This is a genomic window from Alsobacter sp. SYSU BS001988, assembly GCF_054796215.1.
In genome coordinates, this window is sequence record NZ_JBTAMK010000002.1 from 179,486 (window position 1) to 201,808 (window position 22,323).

Annotated in this window: 23 protein-coding genes; 8 read left to right on the forward strand and 15 right to left on the reverse strand. The window is 69.3% G+C overall.

All coding sequences use genetic code 11. The features are described 5' to 3' along the window. Position 1 precedes the first annotated feature (1 nt). From ACYVO7_RS04860 to ACYVO7_RS04880, 5 genes are read left to right on the forward strand one after another with little or no spacing between them, the layout of a single operon-like run. On the forward strand, positions 2-508 hold the full coding sequence (locus tag ACYVO7_RS04860) for a (2Fe-2S)-binding protein (protein WP_460448715.1): 507 nt from the start codon (positions 2-4) through the stop codon (positions 506-508). Continuing rightward, positions 505-2,616: a xanthine dehydrogenase family protein molybdopterin-binding subunit gene (locus ACYVO7_RS04865; protein WP_460448716.1), complete on the forward strand. Its 2,112-nt coding sequence runs from the start codon at positions 505-507 to the stop codon at positions 2,614-2,616. The genes ACYVO7_RS04860 and ACYVO7_RS04865 overlap by 4 nt, the downstream gene beginning before the upstream one ends. Positions 2,617-2,625: 9 nt before the next feature. After that, positions 2,626-3,519, forward strand: coding sequence for an NAD(P)-dependent oxidoreductase (locus ACYVO7_RS04870; RefSeq protein WP_460448717.1), 894 nt, complete (start codon positions 2,626-2,628; stop codon positions 3,517-3,519). Then, positions 3,516-4,505, forward strand: a complete 990-nt coding sequence (locus ACYVO7_RS04875; protein WP_460448718.1) for a Gfo/Idh/MocA family protein — start codon at positions 3,516-3,518, stop codon at positions 4,503-4,505. Before ACYVO7_RS04870 ends, ACYVO7_RS04875 begins: the two co-directional genes overlap by 4 nt. Before the next feature lie 26 nt (positions 4,506-4,531). After that, positions 4,532-5,605, forward strand: coding sequence for an amidohydrolase family protein (locus ACYVO7_RS04880; RefSeq protein WP_460448719.1), 1,074 nt, complete (start codon positions 4,532-4,534; stop codon positions 5,603-5,605). Between the two features lie 70 nt (positions 5,606-5,675). Here the strand turns inward: ACYVO7_RS04880 and ACYVO7_RS04885 are convergent, their stop codons facing one another. Genes ACYVO7_RS04885 through ACYVO7_RS04900 form a run of 4 tightly spaced genes read right to left on the reverse strand, consistent with a single transcriptional unit; the run spans position 5,676 to position 8,694 of the window. After that, on the reverse strand, positions 5,676-6,371 hold the full coding sequence (locus ACYVO7_RS04885; RefSeq protein WP_460448720.1) for a TetR/AcrR family transcriptional regulator: 696 nt from the start codon (positions 6,369-6,371) through the stop codon (positions 5,676-5,678). A gap of 46 nt (positions 6,372-6,417) precedes the next feature. Beyond that, on the reverse strand, positions 6,418-6,951 hold the full coding sequence (locus ACYVO7_RS04890; protein WP_460448721.1) for a flavin reductase family protein: 534 nt from the start codon (positions 6,949-6,951) through the stop codon (positions 6,418-6,420). 7 nt (positions 6,952-6,958) lie between these two features. Then, positions 6,959-8,182 (reverse strand): acyl-CoA dehydrogenase family protein, encoded by a 1,224-nt coding sequence (locus ACYVO7_RS04895; RefSeq protein ID WP_460448722.1) that lies wholly within the window; start codon positions 8,180-8,182, stop codon positions 6,959-6,961. A 14-nt stretch (positions 8,183-8,196) separates the two neighbouring features. Next, complete coding sequence (locus tag ACYVO7_RS04900; protein WP_406854234.1) at positions 8,197-8,694, reverse strand: VOC family protein; 498 nt, start codon at positions 8,692-8,694, stop codon at positions 8,197-8,199. A 146-nt stretch (positions 8,695-8,840) separates the two neighbouring features. On the opposite strand from ACYVO7_RS04900, the gene ACYVO7_RS04905 reads away from it, so the two are divergent. Then, a complete protein-coding gene (locus ACYVO7_RS04905) occupies positions 8,841-9,797 on the forward strand; it encodes a cyclase family protein (RefSeq protein WP_460448723.1) in 957 nt (318 codons plus the stop codon). A 49-nt stretch (positions 9,798-9,846) separates the two neighbouring features. Here the strand turns inward: ACYVO7_RS04905 and ACYVO7_RS04910 are convergent, their stop codons facing one another. The 11 genes from ACYVO7_RS04910 to ACYVO7_RS04960 all read right to left on the reverse strand — a co-directional run bounded on the left by ACYVO7_RS04910 (position 9,847) and on the right by ACYVO7_RS04960 (position 20,770). Then, a complete protein-coding gene (locus ACYVO7_RS04910) occupies positions 9,847-10,680 on the reverse strand; it encodes a beta-keto acid cleavage family enzyme (RefSeq protein WP_460448724.1) in 834 nt (277 codons plus the stop codon). Further along, a complete protein-coding gene (locus ACYVO7_RS04915) occupies positions 10,677-11,765 on the reverse strand; it encodes a LacI family DNA-binding transcriptional regulator (protein ID WP_460448725.1) in 1,089 nt (362 codons plus the stop codon). The genes ACYVO7_RS04910 and ACYVO7_RS04915 overlap by 4 nt, the downstream gene beginning before the upstream one ends. A gap of 2 nt (positions 11,766-11,767) precedes the next feature. Continuing rightward, entirely contained in the window at positions 11,768-12,535 is a 768-nt protein-coding gene (locus ACYVO7_RS04920; protein WP_460448726.1) for an SDR family NAD(P)-dependent oxidoreductase, read from the reverse strand. After that, on the reverse strand, positions 12,532-13,836 hold the full coding sequence (gene hisD, locus ACYVO7_RS04925) for a histidinol dehydrogenase (RefSeq protein ID WP_460448727.1): 1,305 nt from the start codon (positions 13,834-13,836) through the stop codon (positions 12,532-12,534). The genes ACYVO7_RS04920 and hisD overlap by 4 nt, the downstream gene beginning before the upstream one ends. An 87-nt stretch (positions 13,837-13,923) precedes the next feature. Then, positions 13,924-15,402: a protein adenylyltransferase SelO gene (locus ACYVO7_RS04930; protein WP_460448728.1), complete on the reverse strand. Its 1,479-nt coding sequence runs from the start codon at positions 15,400-15,402 to the stop codon at positions 13,924-13,926. 90 nt (positions 15,403-15,492) lie between these two features. Beyond that, positions 15,493-16,164 carry an aspartate/glutamate racemase family protein gene (locus ACYVO7_RS04935; RefSeq protein ID WP_460448729.1) on the reverse strand — a complete coding sequence of 224 codons (672 nt, stop codon included), beginning with the start codon at positions 16,162-16,164 and terminating at the stop codon, positions 15,493-15,495. Continuing rightward, entirely contained in the window at positions 16,161-16,961 is an 801-nt protein-coding gene (locus ACYVO7_RS04940; RefSeq protein WP_460448730.1) for a DeoR/GlpR family DNA-binding transcription regulator, read from the reverse strand. The genes ACYVO7_RS04935 and ACYVO7_RS04940 overlap by 4 nt, the downstream gene beginning before the upstream one ends. A gap of 74 nt (positions 16,962-17,035) precedes the next feature. After that, on the reverse strand, positions 17,036-17,956 hold the full coding sequence (locus ACYVO7_RS04945) for a class II fructose-bisphosphate aldolase (RefSeq protein ID WP_460448731.1): 921 nt from the start codon (positions 17,954-17,956) through the stop codon (positions 17,036-17,038). A gap of 16 nt (positions 17,957-17,972) precedes the next feature. After that, positions 17,973-19,253 (reverse strand): TRAP transporter large permease, encoded by a 1,281-nt coding sequence (locus ACYVO7_RS04950; protein WP_460448732.1) that lies wholly within the window; start codon positions 19,251-19,253, stop codon positions 17,973-17,975. Continuing rightward, positions 19,253-19,723, reverse strand: coding sequence for a TRAP transporter small permease (locus ACYVO7_RS04955; RefSeq protein ID WP_460448733.1), 471 nt, complete (start codon positions 19,721-19,723; stop codon positions 19,253-19,255). The genes ACYVO7_RS04950 and ACYVO7_RS04955 overlap by 1 nt, the downstream gene beginning before the upstream one ends. A 57-nt stretch (positions 19,724-19,780) precedes the next feature. Next, positions 19,781-20,770: a TRAP transporter substrate-binding protein gene (locus ACYVO7_RS04960; protein WP_460448734.1), complete on the reverse strand. Its 990-nt coding sequence runs from the start codon at positions 20,768-20,770 to the stop codon at positions 19,781-19,783. A 170-nt stretch (positions 20,771-20,940) separates the two neighbouring features. Here ACYVO7_RS04960 and ACYVO7_RS04965 point away from each other — a divergent pair, with 170 nt between their 5' ends. Together ACYVO7_RS04965 and ACYVO7_RS04970 are read left to right on the forward strand one after the other, a co-directional pair. Continuing rightward, the gene (locus tag ACYVO7_RS04965) at positions 20,941-21,789 is read left to right on the forward strand and encodes a DUF4344 domain-containing metallopeptidase (RefSeq protein ID WP_460448735.1); all 849 of its coding nucleotides are present in this window, start codon (positions 20,941-20,943) and stop codon (positions 21,787-21,789) included. Positions 21,790-21,868: 79 nt separating this feature from the next. Beyond that, positions 21,869-22,279 carry a CopG family transcriptional regulator gene (locus ACYVO7_RS04970; protein WP_460448736.1) on the forward strand — a complete coding sequence of 137 codons (411 nt, stop codon included), beginning with the start codon at positions 21,869-21,871 and terminating at the stop codon, positions 22,277-22,279. The last annotated feature ends 44 nt before the right edge of the window (positions 22,280-22,323 follow it).

Here is a 22,323-nt window from a genome sequence, read left to right on the forward strand (position 1 = left end):
CATGGCCGAGTCTCTCTCGCTCACGGTGAACGGACGGCCCGAGGTCCTGGCCGTGTCGCCCGACCTGCCGCTCCTGACCGCCCTGCGGCGGCATCTCGGCCTCAAGGGCGCGCGCTTCGGATGCGGGGAAGGCCAGTGCGGGGCCTGCACGGTGCTGGTCGACGGACGCGCCATGCAGGCCTGCCAGACGCCGCTCTGGTCGGTCGAAGGCAGGTCCGTCACCACGATCGAGGGCCTGGCCGTCGATGGCGAGCCGGGACCCATCCAGCAGGCCTTTCTGGACGAGCAGGCGGCCCAGTGCGGCTACTGCACCAACGGGATCATCATGACCCTGGCGAGCCTTCTCTCGGCCGGGCCCCGCCCCAGCCGTTCGGCCGTCGTCGAGGCGCTGGACGAGCGGCACCTGTGCCGATGCGGGGCGCATCCCCGCATTCTCCGGGCCGTGGACCGGCTGCTGGAGAGCGCGCCCCCCGGCTCGCCCGATCCCAGCGCGGGGGCGCCCGAATGACGGCCCTCCCCGCCGACCTCGCCCTCAATCCGCTCCTGTCGCGCTGGTTCGCCGTCGAGGCCGACGGCGCCGTCACGATCCGGACCGGGAAGGTGGAGCTCGGCCAGGGCGCGGTGACCGCCATCGCGGCGCTGGCCGCCGCCGAACTCGGCGTCCCGCTCACGCGGCTTCGGGTGGTGGCCGGCGATACGCGCGCCGCGCCGGACGAGGGCATGACGGCGGGAAGCCTCTCCGTCGAGCAGGGCGGCGCGGCGATGCGGGTCGCCGCCGCCCAGATCCGCACCCTGTTCGCCGCGGCCGCAGCGGCCCGGCTCGGCTGCGCCGCGGACGCGGTGATCGTCCAGGATGGGATGTTCTCCGGTCCCGGCCGCAACGCCAGCCTGTCCTATGCGGACCTCGCGCCACAGGTCGATCTCGACCGGTCCGCCGCCGATCTGCCGATGCCCGACCTCCTTGGCGGCGTCGCCGCGGAGCGCGAGCCGCGGCTCGATCTCAGGGCGAAGCTGACCGGCGCGGCCTTCATCCAGGATCTCGACCGTCCGGGCCTGCGGCACGGCCGCGTCGTGCGCCCTCCCCGGCCCGGCGCGGAGCTGACGTCGCTCGACCGGGCTGCGCTCGCCGCCCTGCCCGGGGTCGTGGCCGTGGTGGTCGACGGCTCCTTCGTGGGCGTCGTCGCCGACCGCGAGGAGGACGCCGACCACGCCGCCGCCGCCGCGCAACGGCTCGCCGCATGGACCGCGCCGGACCTGCCCTCGGTCGATGACGAAGGCGCCTGGATGGAGAGGGTCGAGCCTGTCGCCACGATCCCGGTCGTCCGCGACGACGGCGAAGCCGCGCCTGCGGAGCGCCGGCATGAGGCGGCCTATTCCCGCCCCTATCTCGCGCACGCGTCGATCGGACCCTCCACCGCGCTGGCGGAGTGGAGCGGCGACGGCCGCCTCACGGTGTGGTCGCAGACCCAGGGCGTCTATCCGTTGCGCGCCCAGCTCGCGCGGGTGCTCGAGATTGCGCCAGAGATGGTCGACGTGGTCCACGCCATGGGGGCCGGCTGCTACGGCCACAACGGCGCCGACGATGTCGCGCTGGACGCCGCGCTCCTCGCCCGGGCCGCGCAGGCGCCGGTGCTCTGCCGCTGGACCCGCGCCGACGAGCTCTCATGGTCGCCCTTCGGCGCGCCGATGCGGATCCGGCTCGCGGCGGGCCTGGACGCGCAGGGCGCGATCGTGGACTGGACGCACGAGGTGTGGAGCCCGCCGCACGTCGCGCGGCCGGGCTTCGGCTCCGGCGTGAACCTCCTGGCCGCCCAGCATCTTGCGAAGCGCTCGGCGCCCTCCCCGGTCGTGCAGTTTCCAGGCCCGTCCGGCGCCGGAGACCGGAACGCGGTTCCGCTCTACCGGGTCGGCCGCCGCAGCGTCGTCCATCATCTCTTGCCGCAGGGGCCGCTGCGCAGCTCCGCGCTGCGCTCGCTGGGCGCCCACGGCAACGTCTTCGCCATCGAGAGCTTCCTCGATGAGCTCGCCGCGTTGGCGGGCCGGGATCCGCTGGAGTTCCGCCTGGCCCACATGGAGGATCCGCGCGCCCGCGCCGTGCTGGCGGCGGCGGCCGAGGAGGCCGGATGGGATCCGGCCGAGCCCGGCGGCGAGGGGGTAGGCAGCGGCCTCGCCTTCGCCCGCTACAAGAACATGGGCGGCTATTGCGCGATCGTGGCGCGGGTCGAAGTGGCCGAGACGGTCAGGCTGACGCACGTTGTCGCCGCCGTCGACTGCGGCGCGGTGGTCCACCGGGACGGCCTCGTGAACCAGATCGAGGGCGGCGTGGTCCAGGCGGCGAGCTGGACCCTGAAGGAGCAGGTCCGCTGGACCGCCGAGGGCGTGGCGACACGGTCCTGGGCCGACTACCCGATCCTACGCTTCTCCGAATGCCCGCGCATCGCGGTCCGGATCATCGAGCCGACAGGCGCGCCCCCGCTCGGCGCCGGCGAATGCGCGACGGGGCCGACGGCCGCCGCGATCGGCAACGCCGTCGCGCATGCGCTCGGGGTCCGGGTGCGCCACATGCCGCTCACGCCGGAGCGGATCGAAGCCGCCATCCATGCATCAACATTCTGAGGTCGCAGCATGAACATCGGACTCTGCGGAACCGGGCGCATGGGAGCCGCCATCGCCCAGCGCCTGCTCTCCGTCGGCCACACGGTCACGGTCTGGAATCGGGACAAGGCGAAGACGAAGCCGCTCGCCGACGCCGGGGCGGCCGTGGCGGACACGCCGGCGGCCCTGGCCGCAGCCTGCGACCTCACCATCACGATGCTGCTCGACGACGCCGCGCTGGACGCCGTCTATTCAGGCCCGGACGGCCTTCTGTCCGCCGACCTCTCCGGCAAGGCCGTCATGGACATGAGCACGGTGCTGCCCGAGACCGAGGAGAGGATCGGCGCCGCGGCGCGGGCCCGGGGCGCGGCCTTCGTCGAGTGCCCGGTCGGCGGCACCGTGGGTCCTGCGCGCGACGGCAAGCTGTTCGGCCTCGTCGGCGGCGACGACGCCGACGTGGCCCGTCTCCGCCCGGTGCTCGACCAGCTCTGCCGACGGGTCGAGCATGTCGGGCCGGTGGGCTCCGGCGCACGCCTCAAACTCGCGATCAACCTGCCGCTTCTCGTCTACTGGCAGTCGCTCGGCGAGGCCCTGGCGCTGTGCAAACCCCTGAACCTCCCGCCGGAGCGCCTCGTGGACATCATGGCGGACACGTCGGGCACGACCAACGGCATGAAGCTGCGCGCGCCCGACATCGCCAAGGCGCTGGCGGGCCAGCCGCTCGGCGCCCCGGCCTTCGACGTGCGGGCGGCCCGGAAGGACCTCGCCACCATGGTGGCCTACGCCAGGACGCTCGGCCTCGAGCTGCCGACGGCGCAAGGAGCCCTCGGCTCCTTCACGGAGGCCGCGCAAAGCGGGCTGGAAGGCCAGGACGCGATCAGCGTCCCGGTGCGCTGGGCCGGAAAGACGGGTGCGCGCTCATGATCAGGGCCGCCGTCATCGGGCTCGGCTGGTGGGGCCGAACCATCCTGCGCGAATTGCGCGACAGCAAGGCGGTCACGGTCGTGCTGGGCGTGGACCCCGATGCGGCCGGCCGCGAGGCCGCCGCGGCGGCGGGCCTGGCCGTCTCGGCCCGCTTCGAGGATGCGATCGAGCGCGCCGATGTGGACGCCGTCATCCTGTGCTCGCCGCACAAGTTCCACGCCGTCCAGATCGTCGCCGCAGCGGGCGCCGGCAAGCATGTCTTCTGCGAGAAGCCGCTCTGCGCCACCGCCGCCGAGGCCGAGCGGGCCATCGCGGCGGTGCGGCGGGCCGGCGTCCAGCTGGGCATCGGCCATGAGCGCCGCTTCGAGCCCGCCGTCATCGACCTGCGACGCCGGTTCGCCACGGGCGAGTTCGGCGAGACGTTGCTCATGGAGGGCAATTTCAGCCAGGACAAGTTCCTGGCCCTGCCGCCGGACAACTGGCGACTCTCCGCCACCGAGGCCCCCGTCGGGCCGCTCTCGGCGACCGGCATCCATCTGGTGGACCTCGCCATCATGCTGTTCGGGCGTCCCAAGGAGGTCTGGGCCCGCCTCGCCACCCGGGCGACCCGCTTCGCCAATGGCGACACGCTGTCGGTGACGCTGGGCTTCGCCAACGGAGCCACGGCCCAGATCACCGCCATCCTGACCACGCCCTTCGTGGGCCGGCTCGCCGTCTATGGATCGACCGGCTGGATGGAGATCCGCGACCGCACGCATCCGGAGAACCCCACCGGCTGGGACGTCACCACCCTGCGGCGCGGCGAGGCGCCCACGACCATCTTCCAGCCGCCGCACCCCGTCGTGCGCGACAACATCGAGGCCTTCGCCCGCGCGGCCTCGGGCGGCGCGGCCTATCCGGTGTCCCTCGACGACATGCTGGACAATGTCCGCGCCTTCGAGGCCGTCACCCGCTCGGCCGCCAGCGGCCGCATCGAAACCGTCTGACGCAGAAATCCCGCCAGGAGACGTCCATGTACGACGACAAGAAGAACCGCTACGGCCGCACCGCGGCGCGCCAGCACACGGCGCTGGGCCGCGCCCGCCGGCCCTCGACGCCTACCATCGACATCCATTGCCACATCGCGGTCCCGGCCGCCGGCCAGGTCGCCGGACCCCATGTCGACCTCACCAAGGTGCCGCTGGCGCACTTCGCCGACGACGCCACCAAGGCCATCAACGCCCTGCAGGAGAAGGACCGCTCCAAGGTCATGGTGGACATGGACGCCCGCCTCTTCGACATGGAGGCCATGGGCGTCGACATCCAGGTCGTCGCGCCCGTTCCGCCGCAGTGCTACTACAGCGTCGATCCGAAGATCGCCGAAAAGGCGCATCTGCTCGCCAACGAGGGCGTGGCGGAGTTCTGCTCCCAGCGTCCCGACCGCTTCGTCGGCCTCGGCGTGACCACCATGCAGGAACCGGAACTCGCCGTCCGCGAACTGGAGAACGCGGTCACGAAACTCGGCCTCAAGGGCGTGCAGATCCTCACCAGCGTCAATGGCGAGGAGCTGTCCCACGAGAAATACCGCCCGTTCTTCGCCAAGGCGGAGGAGCTCGGCGCCTTCATCATGATGCATCCGAACGGCTTCACCCATGGAGAGCGGTTCACGAAGTTCTACTTCAACAACGTCATCGGCAATCCGCTCGAGACGACCATGGCGCTGCACAACCTGATCTTCACCGGAACGCTGGCGCGCTTCCCGGAGCTCAAGCTGATGGCCGTGCATGGCGGCGGCTTCCTGCCGGGCTATTCGGGCCGGATCGACCACGCCTGGGGCGCGCGCGACGACAGCCATGCGGATCTGCCGCTGCCGCCTACGACCTATCTGCGGCAGGTCTATCTCGACACGGTGGTGTTCACCTACCACCAGCTCGCCTACATGATCGAACTCTTCGGGCCGGACCGCATCCTGATGGGCACCGACTATCCGTTCGACATGGCCGAATACGACCCCATCGGGCATATCGGCGGCCTGGACCTGGACGACCGCACGATGTCGGCCATTTGCGGGGGCAACGCCGCCCTGGCGCTTGGATTGAAGCTCTGACGCGAACGGGCCGCCTTCGCCCCGACGGGAGAAGGCGGCCGCCTCGTTCGTCGCCCGAGAAGGCGACGCCTCAGCCTTCCCCGGTCCGCCTCACGGCCGTGTTGCGGGCCTTCACGGTGGTGCCGAAGACCCGCGCGATCCCCTCCAGGAAAACGTCGAGCGCGTTCGAGATGACGCGCGACTTGTCCTCCAGGACGGGCGAGTTGTAGATGTATTTCCGCACGCCATAGTAGAAGATGCCGCCATGCAGCACCCAGGCGAGCTCCAGCTCGGCCGGGGGCGGCGTCTTCAGGGCGGGAAGCCCGGCTTCGTGCCTGTATTCCTCGACGATCCGGTTCAGGATCCGCGACTCCACCACGCCGACGTACCAGCGGTTGATCTCGACGCCCTTCAGGCCCGAGAACAGATAGATCCTGATCCACTCGCGCGTGAAGATCGCATCCGTATAGGCCTCATAGAACTGCTGCAGCCGCAACCGGATGGGTTTCGACCTGTCGCCCAGCAGCTCGTCCCATTCGGGCTTCCAGCGGTCCAGATAGACGCTGCGATAGACGGCCTGGATCAGTTCGTCCTTGCTGGGGAAGTAGCGATAGAGCAGCGGCTGCGTGACGCCGAGCTTGCCGGCGAGTTCGCGCGTGCCGCCGCCGAAGCCTTCTTCTGCGAAGAACTCCGCCGCCTTGCGGATGAACTCCTCACGGCGCGCTTCGGGCGAACGCCGCTTCTGCTTGGGCCGGGTTGCGCCCGGCAGAGTGTCGGCGGTGCTCACGCGTTCGTGCTCGCAGGTCAGGAGCGGCCCAGGGATGGCGGCCGCGTCAGGAGCCGGGTGTGAAGGACCCGAACGTTCCGCGGCTGAACAGCAGCGGCTCGTGGCCCCCGTAGCTATAGGATTCGACCGCGCCGAGGAAGATCACATGGTCGCCCCCGTAATAACGATAGGCGTTCCGGCACTGAAACTCGGCCACGACGTCGTCCAGGATGGGCGCTCCTCCCAGCCCCGGCTTCCACGCCACCCCGGCGAACTTGTCGTCGGAGGCGCGGGCGAAATGGCGCGCCAGGTGCTCCTGATGCTGCGCCAGCACATTGACGGTGAAGTGGCTCGCCTCCTGGAACACCGGCAGGCTCGGCGAATGCATCACCAGGCTCCACAGCACCAGCGGGGGGTTGAGCGACACCGACGAGAACGAATTCGCCGTGAGGCCGACGCGACGCCCGTCCGCCGCGACGGCGGTGATCACCGTCACGCCCGTGCCGAAACATCCGAGCGCGTTGCGGAAATCCCGGGGATCGAGGGTGTGCTGGGCGGCGAGCGCCTCAGAGGTCTCCGCCGCGGCGGTCGCCTGGGTCATGGCCGCCTCACAGCGTGGGGTTTTCGGAGGGGAGGCCGAGCGCGACGCGGCCGAAATTGGCGCCGGCCGCATCGAAATTGAACGCGATATGCGAGTTGACCGCGTGCGCGTCGCGGAACTGCCTCTGCAACGCTCCCGCCCGGTACAGCCCGCCCGCGCCGCTGGCCTGGAACAGCAGCGACACCGCGTCCGTGCACAGGTTGACCGCATAGGCGCCGTCGCGCCGATACGCGGTCTTGACCGTGAGGTCCGGAACGCGGCCCGCGCGAGCGTCCTCCATCGCCTCGATGCAAATTCCCCGCATGATGCGGCGCGCCGCGTCGACCCGCGCGGCGGCCGCCGCCACCTTGATCTGGATCGACTGGAAGTCCGCCAGCTTGGCGAGATTGTATTTGGAGGCCCGCTTGCGGGCCGAGGCCTCGTAGTCCTCGAGACACCCCTGGGCGTTGCCCAGCGCGACGCCGGACAGCACGAAGGGAAAGAGCGCGAAAACCGGCAACCGGTAGAGAGGACCGGGATTGGCGGCGCTGCCCGGCGTGGCGCCGCCCGCGACGGCCGAGACCGCAAGGGTCATGTGCTCGGGAACGAAGACGTCGGACATCTCGACGTCCTGGGAGCCGGTGCCGCGCAGGCCGGCGCTGTCCCAGGTGTCGATGATCTGGTACTCGCGGCGATGCACGAGGAAGATGCGGTACTCGCTCGCCTCTGCCTCGTCGTCGGACGCCGTGATCCCGGCCAGCATGTTCCAGTCGCTCGGCTCGACGCCGGAGGAGAACGGCCACCGGCCGGACAGCCTGTAGCCGCCGTCCACCTTCCTGGCCCGGCCGGCCGGGAACACGAAGGAGGAGGCGATCAGCGCGTCGGGATTCTCGTTCCAGACCAGGTCCTGGGCGGCCCGTTCGAACATGGCCAGCATCCAGTGATGGCTGCCCAGGTTGGCGACGTTCCAGGCCACCGAGGCGTCGCCGCGCGCCAGTTCGGCCGCGAAGTCGACGAGAGCCACATAATCGAACTCGGACCCGCCCACGCGCCGGGGCTGGACGATGCGGAAGAGCCCGGCGGCGTGAAGGTCCTTCTCCGTCTCCGGAGGCAGGCGGCGCAGGTCCTCCGTCCGGGCGGCCCGCTCGCGCAACACGGGAACGAGCGTGCGGGCGCGCTCCAGCATCGCGTCATAGTCCTGGACTTCGGCGGGCTGACTCTTGGGGTCGAACTTCACGACCGTCTCCATCATCCTGTCCTCCCGGTTCAGGCGCTCTTGGCGCGGCCCTGCAGATGCGGCCGGTCGTAGTAGAGCGACGCCTCCAGGGCCTCGCCCTGCTGCTCGGCGAACTGCGAGAGGCTCTTCAGGTGCGGGATCCGCGACCGGTCGAGCGTCGACACGTCCGGCCAGTCCACTTCCAGGAGATTGCCGCCGGGGTCGCGCAGATACATCTGGACGGAGCCGTCGGGCAGCTCGTTCACGCTGTTGCGGAAGGTCTTGCCATCGAGAGCGTCCATGTCCCGGGCGGCTTCATACACGGCGTGGAAGTCGTCCACGTCGATGGCGAAGTGCTGGAAGGTCGGGACGGCGTCCTCGAGCTCGAAGACGTGAAGCTGAAGGTCGCCGCAGCGCAGATACTGCGTCTTGAACCCGAAATTGTAGGTCGGGATGCGCTCCATCCCGAACACCTTCTCGTAGAACCGCACGGACTCTTCCATGCTCTTGGCCCCGACGGACAGGTGGTTGAAGCCCAGCGCCTTCATGGCTCGCTCCCTCGTTGATTATCGAGCGATAAATTAGCCCAGATCGCGGCGCAGGGCAATCCCCTTCCGCCGGCCCGTTGACATCCTGGCGAACTTATTTTTCATACGATAAATAACGCGGATCACGCAACACGGGGAGAGACATCATGCCGAAGCCGGTGAACCGGGAGGCGATCGACAAGGCGGCCCAGGAGCTGTCGAATTGGGGCCGCTGGGGCGCCGACGACCAGATCGGCACGCTCAACAACATCGAGCCTTCCGACATCGTGGCGGCGGCGGGCCTGATCCGGAAGGGCAAGGTGTTTTCGCTCGGCCTCTCCCTGAAGGAGCCGATTCAGTCGGGTCTGTTCGGCGGCCGCTGGAACCCGATCCACACCATGCTGGCGACCGGCACGGACGCGGCAGCCGGCAACCAGGACGAGCCCTTCCCCTATCTTCGCTATGCGGACGACGCGATCAACATGCCCTGCCAGGCGTCGACCCAGTGGGACGCGCTCTGCCACATCTTCAATGGCGACAAGATGTATAACGGCTTCGACGCCAAGCTCGTGGACGCCCGCGGCGCCAGGAAGCTCGGCATCGAGAATGTCCGCGACAAGATGGTGGGCCGCGGCGTCCTGCTCGACATGGCGCGCTGGAAAGGCGTCGAGTCGCTGGAGGATGGATACGCCATCACCAATGACGACATGGACGGCTGCGCCAAGGCCCAGGGCGTCGAGATCCGCAAGGGCGACTTCGTGATCGTCCGGACGGGCCACCAGGAGCGGTGCCTCGCCAAGAAGGACTGGACCGGCTACGCCGGCGGCGACGCGCCGGGTTTCGCCTTCGAGACGGCGTACTGGATCCGCCAGCACGACATCGCGGCGATCTGCTCCGACACCTGGGGCTGCGAGGTCCGCCCGAACGAGACCAGGGACGCCAACCAGCCCTGGCACTGGGTGGTGATCCCGGCGATCGGCGTCTCCATGGGAGAGATCTTCTACCTCAAGGAGATCGCCGAGGATTGCGCGCAGGACAAGGTCTACGAGTTCTTCTTCGTGGCCCCGCCCCTGCACCTTCCGGGCGGCGCCGGCTCGCCGATCAACCCGCAGGCGATCAAGTAGGCTCCGCCTAAATGAGGCGCGCGATCCGGAGATGGCGCGCCTCGAGCCCCTAGAAGGGCCTGCCCAGCGCCCGCAGCGCGTCGTCGCGGTTCGCGCGCGGGCGCGGCACGCCGGCCAGACCGCGGCGCAGATCCGCGAGGCGTTCCGCGTTGCTCTCCGCCCGGGTCCCGTCGGCGTTGAAGAAGCTGTTCTCGAAGCCGATCCGGCACTCGCCGCCCAAGGCGGCAGCGCCCACCAGCGAAGGCGTCTCCGCCCGGCCGAAGGCGCACACCATCCAGTCGGTGCGATCCAAGCGATTATGCCGGTCGAGGCAGGCCAGCAGGGGGATGAGCTCGCCCGGGTTGCTCTCCTGGCCTGCGGCGTAGCGGCCCAGCGGGAAGATGACCGAGTGGCGTTCTCCCGGCAGCACGCCGCGCGCGACCAGGCTGACGAAGCGCTCGGTCTCCTCGACAGAATAGAGGATATGCTGGACGGCGACGCCCTCGCGATGCGCCCAAGAGTAGAGGTCCGCGCCCTCCGCCATGGCCGCCTCGTCCGGGATGAGCTCCTTCAGGGCGATGCTGACCGCCTCCGGCCGCACCGCCCGGACGGTTGCGATCTGCTGGGCGGGCGTGAAACGGCCCACCGCCTCGGTGGTGATCTGCAGGACGAGGTCGGCCCCGGCCTCCCGGCGGATGGCGAGCGACGCTTGCTTGTAGAGGTCCGCGTCCAGCGTATGCAGCCCCTGCGCGTCGCGGACATGCACGTGGACCGCCTGGGCGCCGCCGGCGTGGACCTCGGCGCAGGCCCGCGCGGTCGCCTCGATGGTGATCGGCAGGTTGGCATGGTCGCTGGGCATGCGCCGGGCCCCGTTCGGGGCCACCATGATGGTCAACGGTTTCATTCGTGCGTCCTCCCCTCGCCCGCCGGGCTGGCCCCGGCTTCCGGCGCCCAGATCGTTCGGTCATCGTCGCGCACCAGGCCGAAGGCCGGCCTTCGGGCGCTGTCGCGCACCACCAGGGCCCCGGCGAGGGCGACGTGGTGCGCCGGGCGCTCCTTGCCCTCGATCTGGCCCAGCAGGATATCCACCGCCGCGTCCACCATGGGGGCGACCGGCTGCTCCACCGTGGTCAGCCCGTAGCTCGCCCATGCGGCCGGCGGCGCGTCGTCGAAGCCCACCACGGACAGGTCGTCCGGCACGCGCAGGCCCAGTTCGTGTCGCGCCACGTCCATCACGGCGATCGCCATGTGGTCGTTGGCGCAAAACAGCGCGTCCGGGCGCGGGCGGGCGCGGAGCAGCGCTCGCGCCGCGGCCCGGGCGCCCTCCTGCGAATAGGCCCCGACGGCCCGGGCCACCGGTCCGGCCCCGGCCTCCGTCAATGCGGCCCGATAGCCGCGCTCGCGATCCCGGTTGGTCGAGGACGCTTCCGTTCCGGCGACGTAGCCGAAACGCTCATGCCCGCCCGCCAGGAGAAATCGCGCCACCAGCCGCCCGCCATCGAGATTGGCGCTGGCCACGCTCGACACATGCGCGCGGTCCGCTGTGCGGTTGATCAGCACCAGCGGGATGCCGGCCGCCGCGCATTCGTCCGCAAGCCCCGACGACAGCGTCGTGGAGGCCAGCACGATGCCGTCCACCTGGTAGGGCAGGATCTGGGCGACCAGCGGATCGGCCGACGCGTCGGGCGCCCCCGTGAACAGCAGCAGCCGATAGCCGCGCTGCTGCAGCACGGCGGAGAGGCGGGCCAGGAGGTCCGGATAGAACGGGTTGGCGAGATGCCCCATCACCACCGCGATCATGCGCGAGCGGCTGGTGATCAGCGACCGTGCGATCGCGTTGGGCCGGTAGCCCAGCGCCGTGGCGGCCTCCATCACGCGGTGGCGCGTCTCGGGCGCGATGCTGGCCCCGTCCGTGAAGCAGCGCGACACGGCGGAGCGCGACACGCCTGCGCGCCGCGCCACCTCGAAGGACGTGACCCGGCGCGCCATCGCTATTCGGCGGTCCAGCCGCCGTCGACCATGAGGGACGATCCGGTCATCAGCCGCGACGCGTCCGACGCCAGGAACACGACCGGGCCCATCAGGTCCTCGAGCTCCCCGATGCGGCCGAGCTTGATCTTGGACAGGATCATGTCCCGGAAGGCCGGATCGGCCAGGAAGGGCCGGGTCATCTCGGTCAGGATGAAGGTGGGACAGAGCGTGTTGACGCGGATCCCCGCCGGTCCGAACTCGATGGCCATCGCCTTGGTCATGCCCTCGAGAGCGAATTTGGACGCGCAATAGAGCGTCCGCTTCACGCCTCCCACATGGCCCATCTGCGACGAGACATTGATGATCGAGCCCTTCACGCCCGCATCGGCCATGGCGCCGGCCACGTTGCAGGCCACGAAATAGGCGGCGCGGACATTCAGGTCCATCACGGCGTCGAAATCCTCCGCGGTGATCTCCCGCATCGGCTTCGGCCGATTGGTCCCGGCGTTGTTCACCAGGACGTCGAAGACGCCGGCCGAGGCCAGCAGGCGCTCGGTCTCGGCCAGGTCGGTGACGTCGAGGCGCAGCGCGCAGGCCCGGAAGCCCGCGGCCCTGAGCGCCTCCGCGCCGGCCTCGATCTCGTCGGACGAGCGGGCCGCGAGCGTGACGTCCGCCCCGGCCTCGGCGAGGGCGGTGGCGGCGGCCAGCCCGATGCCCCGCCCGGCTCCGGTGACGAGCGCGCGCTTGCCGTCCAGCCGGAACGAGGGCGTCCGAAGCAGCCCGCTCATTCCGCGGCCTCCCCATAGGCGATGTTGCGGCCGCCATAGCGGCGGACCCGGACATTCGCCTGCTCGGCGTGTCCCACGAAGCCCTCCAGCATGCACAGGCGCGAGCAGTATTCGCCCACCATGGCGGAGGCCTCGTCGGTCAGAACCTTCTGCCAGGTGCAGGTCTTCAGGAACTTGCCCACCCACAGGCCGCCGGTGTAGCGGGCCGCCTTCTTGGTGGGCAGCGTGTGGTTGGTGCCGATCACCTTGTCGCCGAACGCCACATTGGTGCGCGGCCCCAGGAACAGCGCGCCGAAATTGCTCATGTTGTCCCGGAACCAGTCGTCCCGGTCGGTCATGACCTGGACGTGCTCCGACGCGATCCGGTCCGCTTCCGACAGCATCTCCTCATAGCCGTCGCAGACGATGACCTCGCCATAGTCCTGCCAGGCGATGCGCGCGACGTCGCCCGTGGGAAGCACGCCGAGAAGCCGCTCCACCTCGGCCATCGTCTCGCGGGCCAGCTCCTCGGAATTGGTGATCAGGACGGCCGGAGAGGTCGGTCCATGCTCGGCCTGCCCCAGCAGATCGGTGGCGCAGATCTCGGCGTCCACCGTCTCGTCGGCGATCACGAGCGTCTCGGTCGGACCGGCGAACAGGTCGATGCCCACCCGGCCGAACAGCTGGCGCTTGGCTTCGGCCACATAGGCGTTGCCCGGGCCGACCAGCATGTCCACGGGCTTGATCGTCTCGGTGCCCACCGCCATCGCGGCGACGGCCTGAACCCCGCCGAGCACCAGGATCTCGTCCGCTCCGCCCATCTGCATCGCCGCCACGATGGCCGGGTGCGGAGCGCCGCGATGGGGCGGCGCCGACGCGATGACGCGCTTCACGCCCGCCACCTTCGCGGTGACCACGCTCATATGCGCCGAAGCGACCATCGGGTAGCGCCCGCCGGGCACGTAGCATCCGACGGCGTTCACCGGGATGTGCTTGTGACCCAGGATCACGCCCGGGAGCGTTTCGATCTCGACGTCCTGCATGGAGGCGCGCTGCGCCTGCGCGAAGCCTCTCACCTGCTTCTGCGCGAAGGCGATGTCCTCCAGATCGCGAGGCGCGACCTTGTCCATGGCGGCCCTGACGTCCGCGGGCGACAGGAAAAACTCACGGGGCGAGTAGCCGTCGAACTTCTCGGAAAGGTCCCGGACCGCGGCGTCGCCGCGGGCCTCCACATCGGCCAGGATGGCTTCGACCGTCTCGCGAACCTTGCGGTCCACCTCTTCGCGAGCAGCTGCGTCCTTGCCCTGCTTGAGATAGCGCATCGTTCCTCCACGGTGTCGTTGCAAACGTGTGCAACGACATTAGCGGAATCCGCCGCGGGCGCAAGACACGCCTCCCCCAAACGAGGCTCAGGTGCCGCAGAAAGTCCGGTAAGGGACGTCGCTCCTGGGCGGGGCGTCGGCGTAGCCCGCATGGTCCGGCCGGGGATCGAAAGGGCGCGTCACGGCCTCCAGCATCTCCTCGAAGGGCCCGAAATCCTGCCGCTCCACCGCCGCCTCGATCATGGCTTCGACGAGATGGTTGCGCGGGATCACGGCGGGGTTCGCCAGCCGCATCGACCTGGCGGCTTCCGCCGGGTCTCGTCCGGCTGACGCCAGGCGGGTCCGCCAGCGCGCCAGCCAGGCGTCGAGGGCCGTCGCGCCGCCCAGCAGGGCGCGCAGCTCCCCGTCATGCGCAGGGCCCGGCGCCGCGTCGGCCAGCTTGCGGAACGTCAGGGTGAAGTCGGCCCGGGCCTCCGCCATCAGGCCGAGCAGGTCCTGGGCCAGCGCCAGGTCGCCCTCCTGCTCGCCGGACAGGCCGAGCTTGCGCCGCAGGCCTCGCAGATAGGCGTCGTTGAACAGGTCGACGAAGCGGTCGAGGGCCTCCTGCGCCTGCGCGACCGCTTCATCCTGGTCGTCGGCCAGGAGCGGCAAAAGACACTCCGCCAGCCGCGCCAGGTTCCACTGCGCGATGCCGGGCTGATTGCCATAGGCGTAGCGGCCGTTGCGATCGATGGAGCTGAACACCGTGGCGGGATCATAGGCGTCCATGAAGGCGCATGGCCCATAATCGATCGTCTCGCCCGAGACGGACATGTTGTCGGTGTTCATCACCCCATGGATGAACCCCAGCAGCAGCCACTGGGCGATCAGCTCGGCCTGCCGGCCGATGACGCCGTCCAGCAGCGCCCGGTAGGGGCGCGGCGCCGTGCGGGCCTCCGGGTCATGCCGCTCGATCACGTGGTCGGCCAGTTGGCGCAGGCCCTCCAGATTGCGGCGCGACGCGAAGAACTGGAACGTCCCGACCCGGATATGGCTGGATGCGACGCGGGTCAGGACGGCCCCGGGCAGCACCTCCTCGCGCAGCACCGGTTCGCCTGTCGTCACCGCCGCCAAAGCGCGGGTCGTGGGCACGCCGAGGGCCGCCATGGCCTCGCTCACCAGATACTCCCGCAGAACGGGTCCTAGGGCGGCCCGCCCATCGCCGCCGCGCGAGAACGGAGTCAGCCCGGACCCTTTCAGCTGGATGTCGCGGCGTGCGCCCGAACGGTCCACGACCTCGCCCAGCAGGATGGCTCGCCCGTCGCCGAGCTGCGGCGAGAAGTGGCCGAACTGGTGGCCCGAATAGGCGGCCGCCAGCGGCTCCGCGCCCTCCGGCACACGCTGGCCGGCCAGGATCTCGACGCCCTCGGGAGAGGCGAGCGCGTCGGGATCGAGGCCGAGGTCGCGGGCCAGTTCGCTGTTGATCTTGACCAGCCTCGGCCCGGCCACCGGCGTCGGGTTCACGCGGGCGAAGAAGCCCGCCGGGAGCCGGGCATAGCTGTTGTCGAAAGGAAAACTCAGGGTCATCGGGCTGCTCCTGAGCCCGAGATAGTGCGCGAGAGCGCAAGTTGGGAGGGTTCCGGCGCGATCGGAGCGAAACCGACGGAGCCGATGTCCCTAAGCCCGCCGAGCGCGCAGGGCCTCGAGCGTCGCCGCGACCGCGAAGGGCGGGCTGGCCAGGACCTTGCCGCGGTCCGCCTCCGGCAGGCCCGGGACCACCCGGGCCATGGACGCCTGGGCGAGCACGATGGTGTCGTTGCGGCCTGCGGCCTCCTTCATGGCCGTCAGGATCGCGTCATCATGGGCCGCCTGGTCGCCCCTCATCAGGGCCTCATAGGCGCCCGGCGCGAGAATGCGTTCGATCGTAACCGATCGGCCCCCGGCGGCGGCCGTCCCGGCGATCAGGTCGGAGGTCGGCCGCAAGGTGGTCGGCAAGGTCGCCATGACGGCGATCCTGTCGCCGCGCCGGACGGCTTCCCGGGCCATCTCGGCGTCGACCCGCACGATGGGAGCCTTGACGCCGGCCTGGGCCTCCGCGCCGAGTTCGCCGACGGACGAGCAGGCGTTGAGGATCACGTCGACCCCGCGCTCGTCCGCGATCCTGGCGTAGGACGACCATCGCGGCGATACTGCGGAGAGGTCGCCCCCCTTGTCGCGAAGCTCCGGCAGAATGGAATCGTCGAGCAGGTTGACGATCCGCACGCCCGGCAGGGCCTCGCGGAACAGCCGTCCGAACAGGTCGACGGTCGCCGGCGAGGTGTGGATGATCCCGACGCTCGGGTTGCTCATGACGGCGTCTCCTCCAGAACGGAATCGCAAAGCGTGACCGCCGTGCCGGCGCTTTCCAGCAGGGCGACGGCCTCGGCCGGGGCGTCGGCGGTCGTCAGAAGTCGCGCCACCTCGCCGGCGCTGGCGAAGGTGGCGAAGCGGCGGGAGCCGAACTTGGCGCCGTCGGCGAGGATCACCGTCTCGCGCGCGGCGGCGATCATGGCGCGCTTCACCTCGGCCTCGTACGGATCGGCGCTGGTGAAGCCGCGCTCGGCGTCGACGGCGGCCGCGCCCAGGAAGGCCCAGTCGGCGCTGACCTGGCTGAGGTCGCGTTGCGCCTGCGGCCCGATCATGCTGAGAGACCCGGGCACGAGCCTGCCGCCGATGACATAGACGGCGGATTCCGGAATGTCGGCGCAGACCTGCGCCACCGGGATCGCGTTCGTGATGATGGTCAGCCGCCGGTGCCGCCTCAGGCATCGCGCAAGCGCCAGCGTGGTGGTCCCGGCGTCGATGATGACGGACTGCCCTGGTTCGACCAGGGCTGCGGCCGCGGCGCCGATCGCCGCCTTCGAACGCTCCTGCACCTGCGCGCGCTGGTCCACCGGCGGGATCCCGAGGGCCGCGAGCGTGGTCGAGGGGCGCAGGACCGCCCCGCCGAACACCGCGTCGGCGACGCCCTCGGCCGCCATGGTCTTGATGTCGCGCCGGATCGTCTCTTCCGACACGCCGAACGACTTCGCCTCTTCGGAGACGCGGATGCTGCCGCGCTCGAACAGGCGGCGCCGCAATCGGCGGTTCCTCTCGGCGCTGAGCATCCGGCGAATCTCCTGGTCGGGCCTCCCTTCGCCATAGTGGCGACCCGAGGCCGGCTCAAGCGCTGCGACGCGGTTCAGGCCTTGCCGGCGCTGAGCAGGTAGGTCTCGATCTTGTCCATGACGGTGCGTTCGACGGCGTCCTGCGCCAGCCGCATCTGGTCGGCGGGAAGCGCGCGGCAGGCCTCGTCCGTCAGCCTTTCGGTGCGGCCCAGCGCGGTCAGCATCGCGTGCTCGAGGTCGGTGGCGATGTTGACCTTGCTCACCCCGCCGCCCGGGATGCGGATCGCGTCGTGGATCATGTGGGGCGGGACTCCGGACCCGCCGTGAAGCACCAGATGCACGGGAGTCAGCGCGCGGATCGCCGTCAGCCTGGCGAGGTCCACCCGCGGCTGGCGCGTGATGTAGTGCCCGTGCAGCGTGCCCACCGCCACCGCGAGCGCATCGACCTTTGTCTCGTCGACGAAGCGGAGCGCTTCGTCGGGATCGGTGAAGTGCTCCTCGTCCTCGTCGGTCTCGATGAAGTCGGTCGTGCCGATCTTGCCGAGCTCGGCCTCCACCGACACGCCCCGCGCGTGGGCCCGCCTCACGACGTCGGCGCTGACCGCGATGTTCTCCTCCAGCGGCTTGGCCGACTGGTCGATCATCACCGAGGTGAAGCCCGCGTCCATGGCGGCCTCGATGACCGCAAGCTCAAACGTATGGTCGAGATGCAGCACCACGGGCACGTCGAGGCCCTCCGTCTCGACCGCGTCGAAGAACGCGTCGGCGAACTGGCGCGGGACCGTGCCGTAGCGCTCGAACTCGCGCTGGGAGATCTGGACGATCAGGGGCGAGCGGGCGCGCATGGCGCCGCGCAGCACGGGCCGGATCATGCTCGTATAGCGGGGCGCGAACGACCCCAGGGCGTAGCCGCCCTGCTCGGCCGCCCTCAGGGCGGGCGCCAGGGGACGCAGCGTCGGGGCGCGGCTGGACGTCGGAGCTTGGCTTGCAGTCATGGTCGATCCGATAGGTTCACATCACGAGGCGCGGGACGATCAGCACCAGGACGGGGAAGAAGAGAAGAAGGACGTCGACCGCCACCAGCGGGATGAGGAACGGCGCCACCGCCACGACGATCCGGTGCAGGCTGATGCCGGAGATGCGGTTCAGCACGAAGAGCACCATGCCGAAGGGCGGCGTGAGAAGCCCGATCATCATCGTGAGCACGATGATGACGCCCATATGCATGGGATCGAGCCCGCTCGTCTTCATGATCGGGAGAAGCACCGGCGTGAGGATGATGATCGCCGCCGTCGCCTCCAGGAAGCAGCCCACGATCAGCAGGAAGACGATGATCATCAGTCCCACCACATGCGGGTCCGTGGACACGCCCGCCATCCATTCCACCATGGCGTCGGTGAGGCCGGCTCGCGTGACCAGATAGCCGTAGATCATCGCCATGGCGACCACGAGCATGATCACGCCCGTATCGACGACGGTGGACCGGGCGATCTCGATCAGGTCGGCGAGGCTCACGGCGCGGTACACGACGACCGACAGGAACGTGGCGTAGAGCGCCGCGATCGCGGCCGCCTCGGTGGGCGTGAACACGCCCGACACGATGCCGCCGATCAGGATCACAGGCGTCATCAGCGGCAGGAAGCCGTCCTTGAAGGACGCCCACACGGTCGCCCAGCGGAACGCCGCCCCGCCCGGCAGTCCGCGACGACGCGCGATGGCGGCGATCCAGAGCATCAGCGCGCCGCCCATCAGGAGACCCGGGATGAGCCCGGCCATCAGGATTCCGCCGACGGAGACGTTCGCCATCAGGGCGTAGATCACCAGCGGCACGCTGGGCGGGATGATGGGCCCGATCGTGGAGGACGCCGCGATCACCGCCACCGCGAAGTCTTCCTCGTAGCCCTCCTCGCGCATGGACTTGATCACGACCGTGCCGAGCCCCGCGGCCTCCGAGACGGCGGTGCCGGTCATGCCCGCGAAGATGATGCTGGCCACGACATTGACCTGCGCCAGCCCGCCCCGCATCGAGCCGACGAGCGACTTGGCGAAGTTGTAGATGCGGTAGGTCACCCCGCCGACATTCATCACCTTTCCGGCGTAGATGAAGAACGGCACGGACAGCAGCATGAAGTTGTCGATGCCGGAGACGGCCTTCTGGACCATGAAGGCCGGATTGAAGCCGACGCCGCGCTCGATCAGGGTGATCAGGATCGACGTGCCAGCCAGCGAATAGGCCACCGGGACGGCGGCGATGAAGAGCCCGAGCAGGGCGAACACATAGGGACCGACCATCAGCGCGGCCTTCCGATCAGCCGGCGCGCATCGGTGACGAGCGGCGCGATGCTGTAGAGCGCCATCAGTCCGAAGCTGGCGGTGAACGCCAGATAGGCCCAGCCATTGGAGATCCACTCCACGGTCGCCAGCGTGGTCGGCCACACCGACTGCACCAGCGGCAGGCTGGCCAGGAACATGAACAGGATGATCGCAAGGCTCACGATCCGCACCAGCGGGCCCATGACGGCGTTCCACCGCGGCCCGATCAGCTCCGGCAGCGTGTCGATGACGATGAGCGAGGCCTCACGTGCGCCGATGGCGGCGCCGACGAAGGCGAGCCAGATGAAGACCAGCCTGCTGACCTCCTCGGTCCAGGGCACCGAGACGGACAGCACGAAGCGGCACAGGATCTGGAGGTTCACGAGCGCGAGCGCCGCTGCAAAGAGCAGGGCCGCGATCACGTCCAGCGCGCGGTTGAGGGAAGCCATGATGGGAGCCTGGGCAAGGGCGCGCGGAGCGAAAGCCCCGCGCCGCCTCGTTCGCGGTTACTGGATTTTCGCGATCTCGTCGGCCGAGGTCACCGACCACAGCTCCGCGAAAAGCTTGTCCAAGGCGGGCTTGGCCTTCGCCATGAAGGGCGCGTAGTCGGGCTTGGTGAACTGCATCCCGGCGGCCTGCAGCTTGTCTCCAAGCGCCTTCTCGCTGGCCGCCGACAACTCGTCCCCATAGGCCAGGGCCTCCTTGGCGGCCGTGTCGATGATGGCCTTCTGGTCGGCCGGCAGACCCTGGTACAGCTTGTCGTTCATCAGCCACAGGGACGTCGCGTAGAGGTGCCCCGTGATGGCGATGTATTTCTGCGCTTCCTGGAGCTTGAAGGTGTAGATCTGGTCGAAGGGACCGTCCGACCCCTGGACCACGCCCAGCTTCAGCGACGTGAACAGTTCGGGCAGCGCGATCGGGACCACCACCGCGCCCACGGCCGTGAAGGCGTCGATGAAGGGCCGTGACTGCCCCATGCGCAGCTTCATGCCCTTGACGTCATCGACGCTGTTGATCGGGCTGTTGGAGGTGAGGTGCCTGTAGCCCCGACCCATCATGCCGACGGTGTGGAGCCCGTGCGACTTGGCGAAGATGTCCCTGACCTCGGAGCCGAGCTTGCTGTCCCAGGTCTTGTAGACATGCGCCTTGTCGCGGAAGACGAACGGCGCATCGAAGAAGGAGTATTTCGGGGCGAGCGAGACGATCGGATAGGTGCCGAAGACGGCCATCTCCAGTTCGCCGAGCTTCAGCGCCTCGACATTGTCCTTCTCGCCGCCCATCTGGCCGCCGGCGAAGATCTTCACGTCGATCGCGCCCTTGCTGCGCTCCTTGACGATGTCGCCGAACCGCTTGGCGGCCTGCATCATGTCCGTGCCCTGGTCGAAGGCGCTGGCGATGCGGATCGTGACGGGCTTCGACTGGGAGAGCGCGGGGGCGGCGGCGAGAAGGGACAGCGTCAACCCGCCGACCAGGCCGACGAATTTGCGGCGCAGCATGATGTTTCCTCCGAAGGCGGCTTCTTCGAGCCGCTGCAATGCTTCATAGCACCTCAAAAATTCCCACACAATCCCACATTTTCGGGCAATTCACGCCAGAGATGGACCAACCGGCGATTGCGATTACAGTCAGCGTGACCGTGACCGCGAGACCAGCGACGGAGGATCCCATGCGCTCCCCACGACTGACCAACACCGTTCTCGCGGCCATGACGGTCGCCTTGGTCCTGGTCGCCGCGCCGGCGGCCGACGCCAAGCCCGCGCCTCGCAGGGCGGGCGTCGAGGTCCGCTACGACCCGCCCAAGAATCCCGAGCACCAGCGCATCTACGACGAGCTCCGTAACAAGAGAGTCCTCGAGCGCGTCCGCGACAGGCTCGCCGGGATCTCCTTGCCTCGCCCCTTGCTGCTGAAGACGGAGGGCTGCGACGGCGACATCAACGCGGCCTATGATCCTGACGAGAGCGCGATCGGCATCTGCTACGAATATTTGGCCTACATCCAGGAACTCGCGGGGAAGATCCCGCCCGACGTGGCCGCCAAGGAAAGCCTCACGCCGGCGAACTACGTCATCGGCCCCTTCCTCGAAGTGACCTTGCACGAGCTGGCCCATGCGATCTTCGATCTGCGGAAGGTGCCCGTTCTGGGCCGCGAGGAAGACGCAGCCGACCAGGTGGCGACCTATGCGCTCCTTCAGTTCGGAAAGGACGAAGTCCGACGCGTCATCTCCAGCATCGCCGTGATGTACGCCTCGGAAGCGCGCGAATCCGCCCCGAAGCTGAAGGACTTCGCCAATGAGCACGGCCTGCCCGCACAGCGCTTCTTCAACCTGATCTGCATCAGCTACGGGTCCGACCCGAAGATCTTCGGCGACGTCGTCTCGCGCGGATACCTGCCAGCCGATCGGGCTGAGCAGTGCCCCGGAGAGTACGCCCAGGTGAAATACGCTTTCGACACCCTGATCCGGCCTGCTCTCGGCGCCCGCAAGCCCCCCGCTGCGAAAGCCCGTCGGAGACCCTGAAGGAAACGGCGAGCCGCCCCTTGCTCCCGGCGCCATCCGTCCCATATACCATCCACACGGATGGCGAGGAGATGGCGCTTTGGCCCTGGACGCACGACAGAGAACGCCCGACAGCGAGAAGATCACGATCAATCTCGGCTTCGTCGACCTGGGCCATGTCGACCTGCTCGTCCAGGACGGCTTCTACTCCAACCGATCCGACTTCATCCGCACCGCAATCCGCAACCAGCTCGACCGCCACTCCGAGGTGGTGAAGAAGTCGGTGGTCAGGCGCCGCCTTGACCTCGGCCTTCGCCATTACAGCCGGCAGGATCTCGAGAAGGCCCGCGACGCCGGCGAGATGCTCCGGATCCAGGTGCTCGGCCTCGCCGTGATCGGCGCTGACGTCACCCCGGACCTCGCGCGCGAAACGATCGCGTCCATCACGGTGCTCGGCGCTCTGCAGGCGAGCCCCGACGTGAAGGCCGCGCTGGGCGACCGCATCGGCTAGCCCCCGCTCCGTTTCCAAATGACCAGACGATCGCCGCCCCCGCG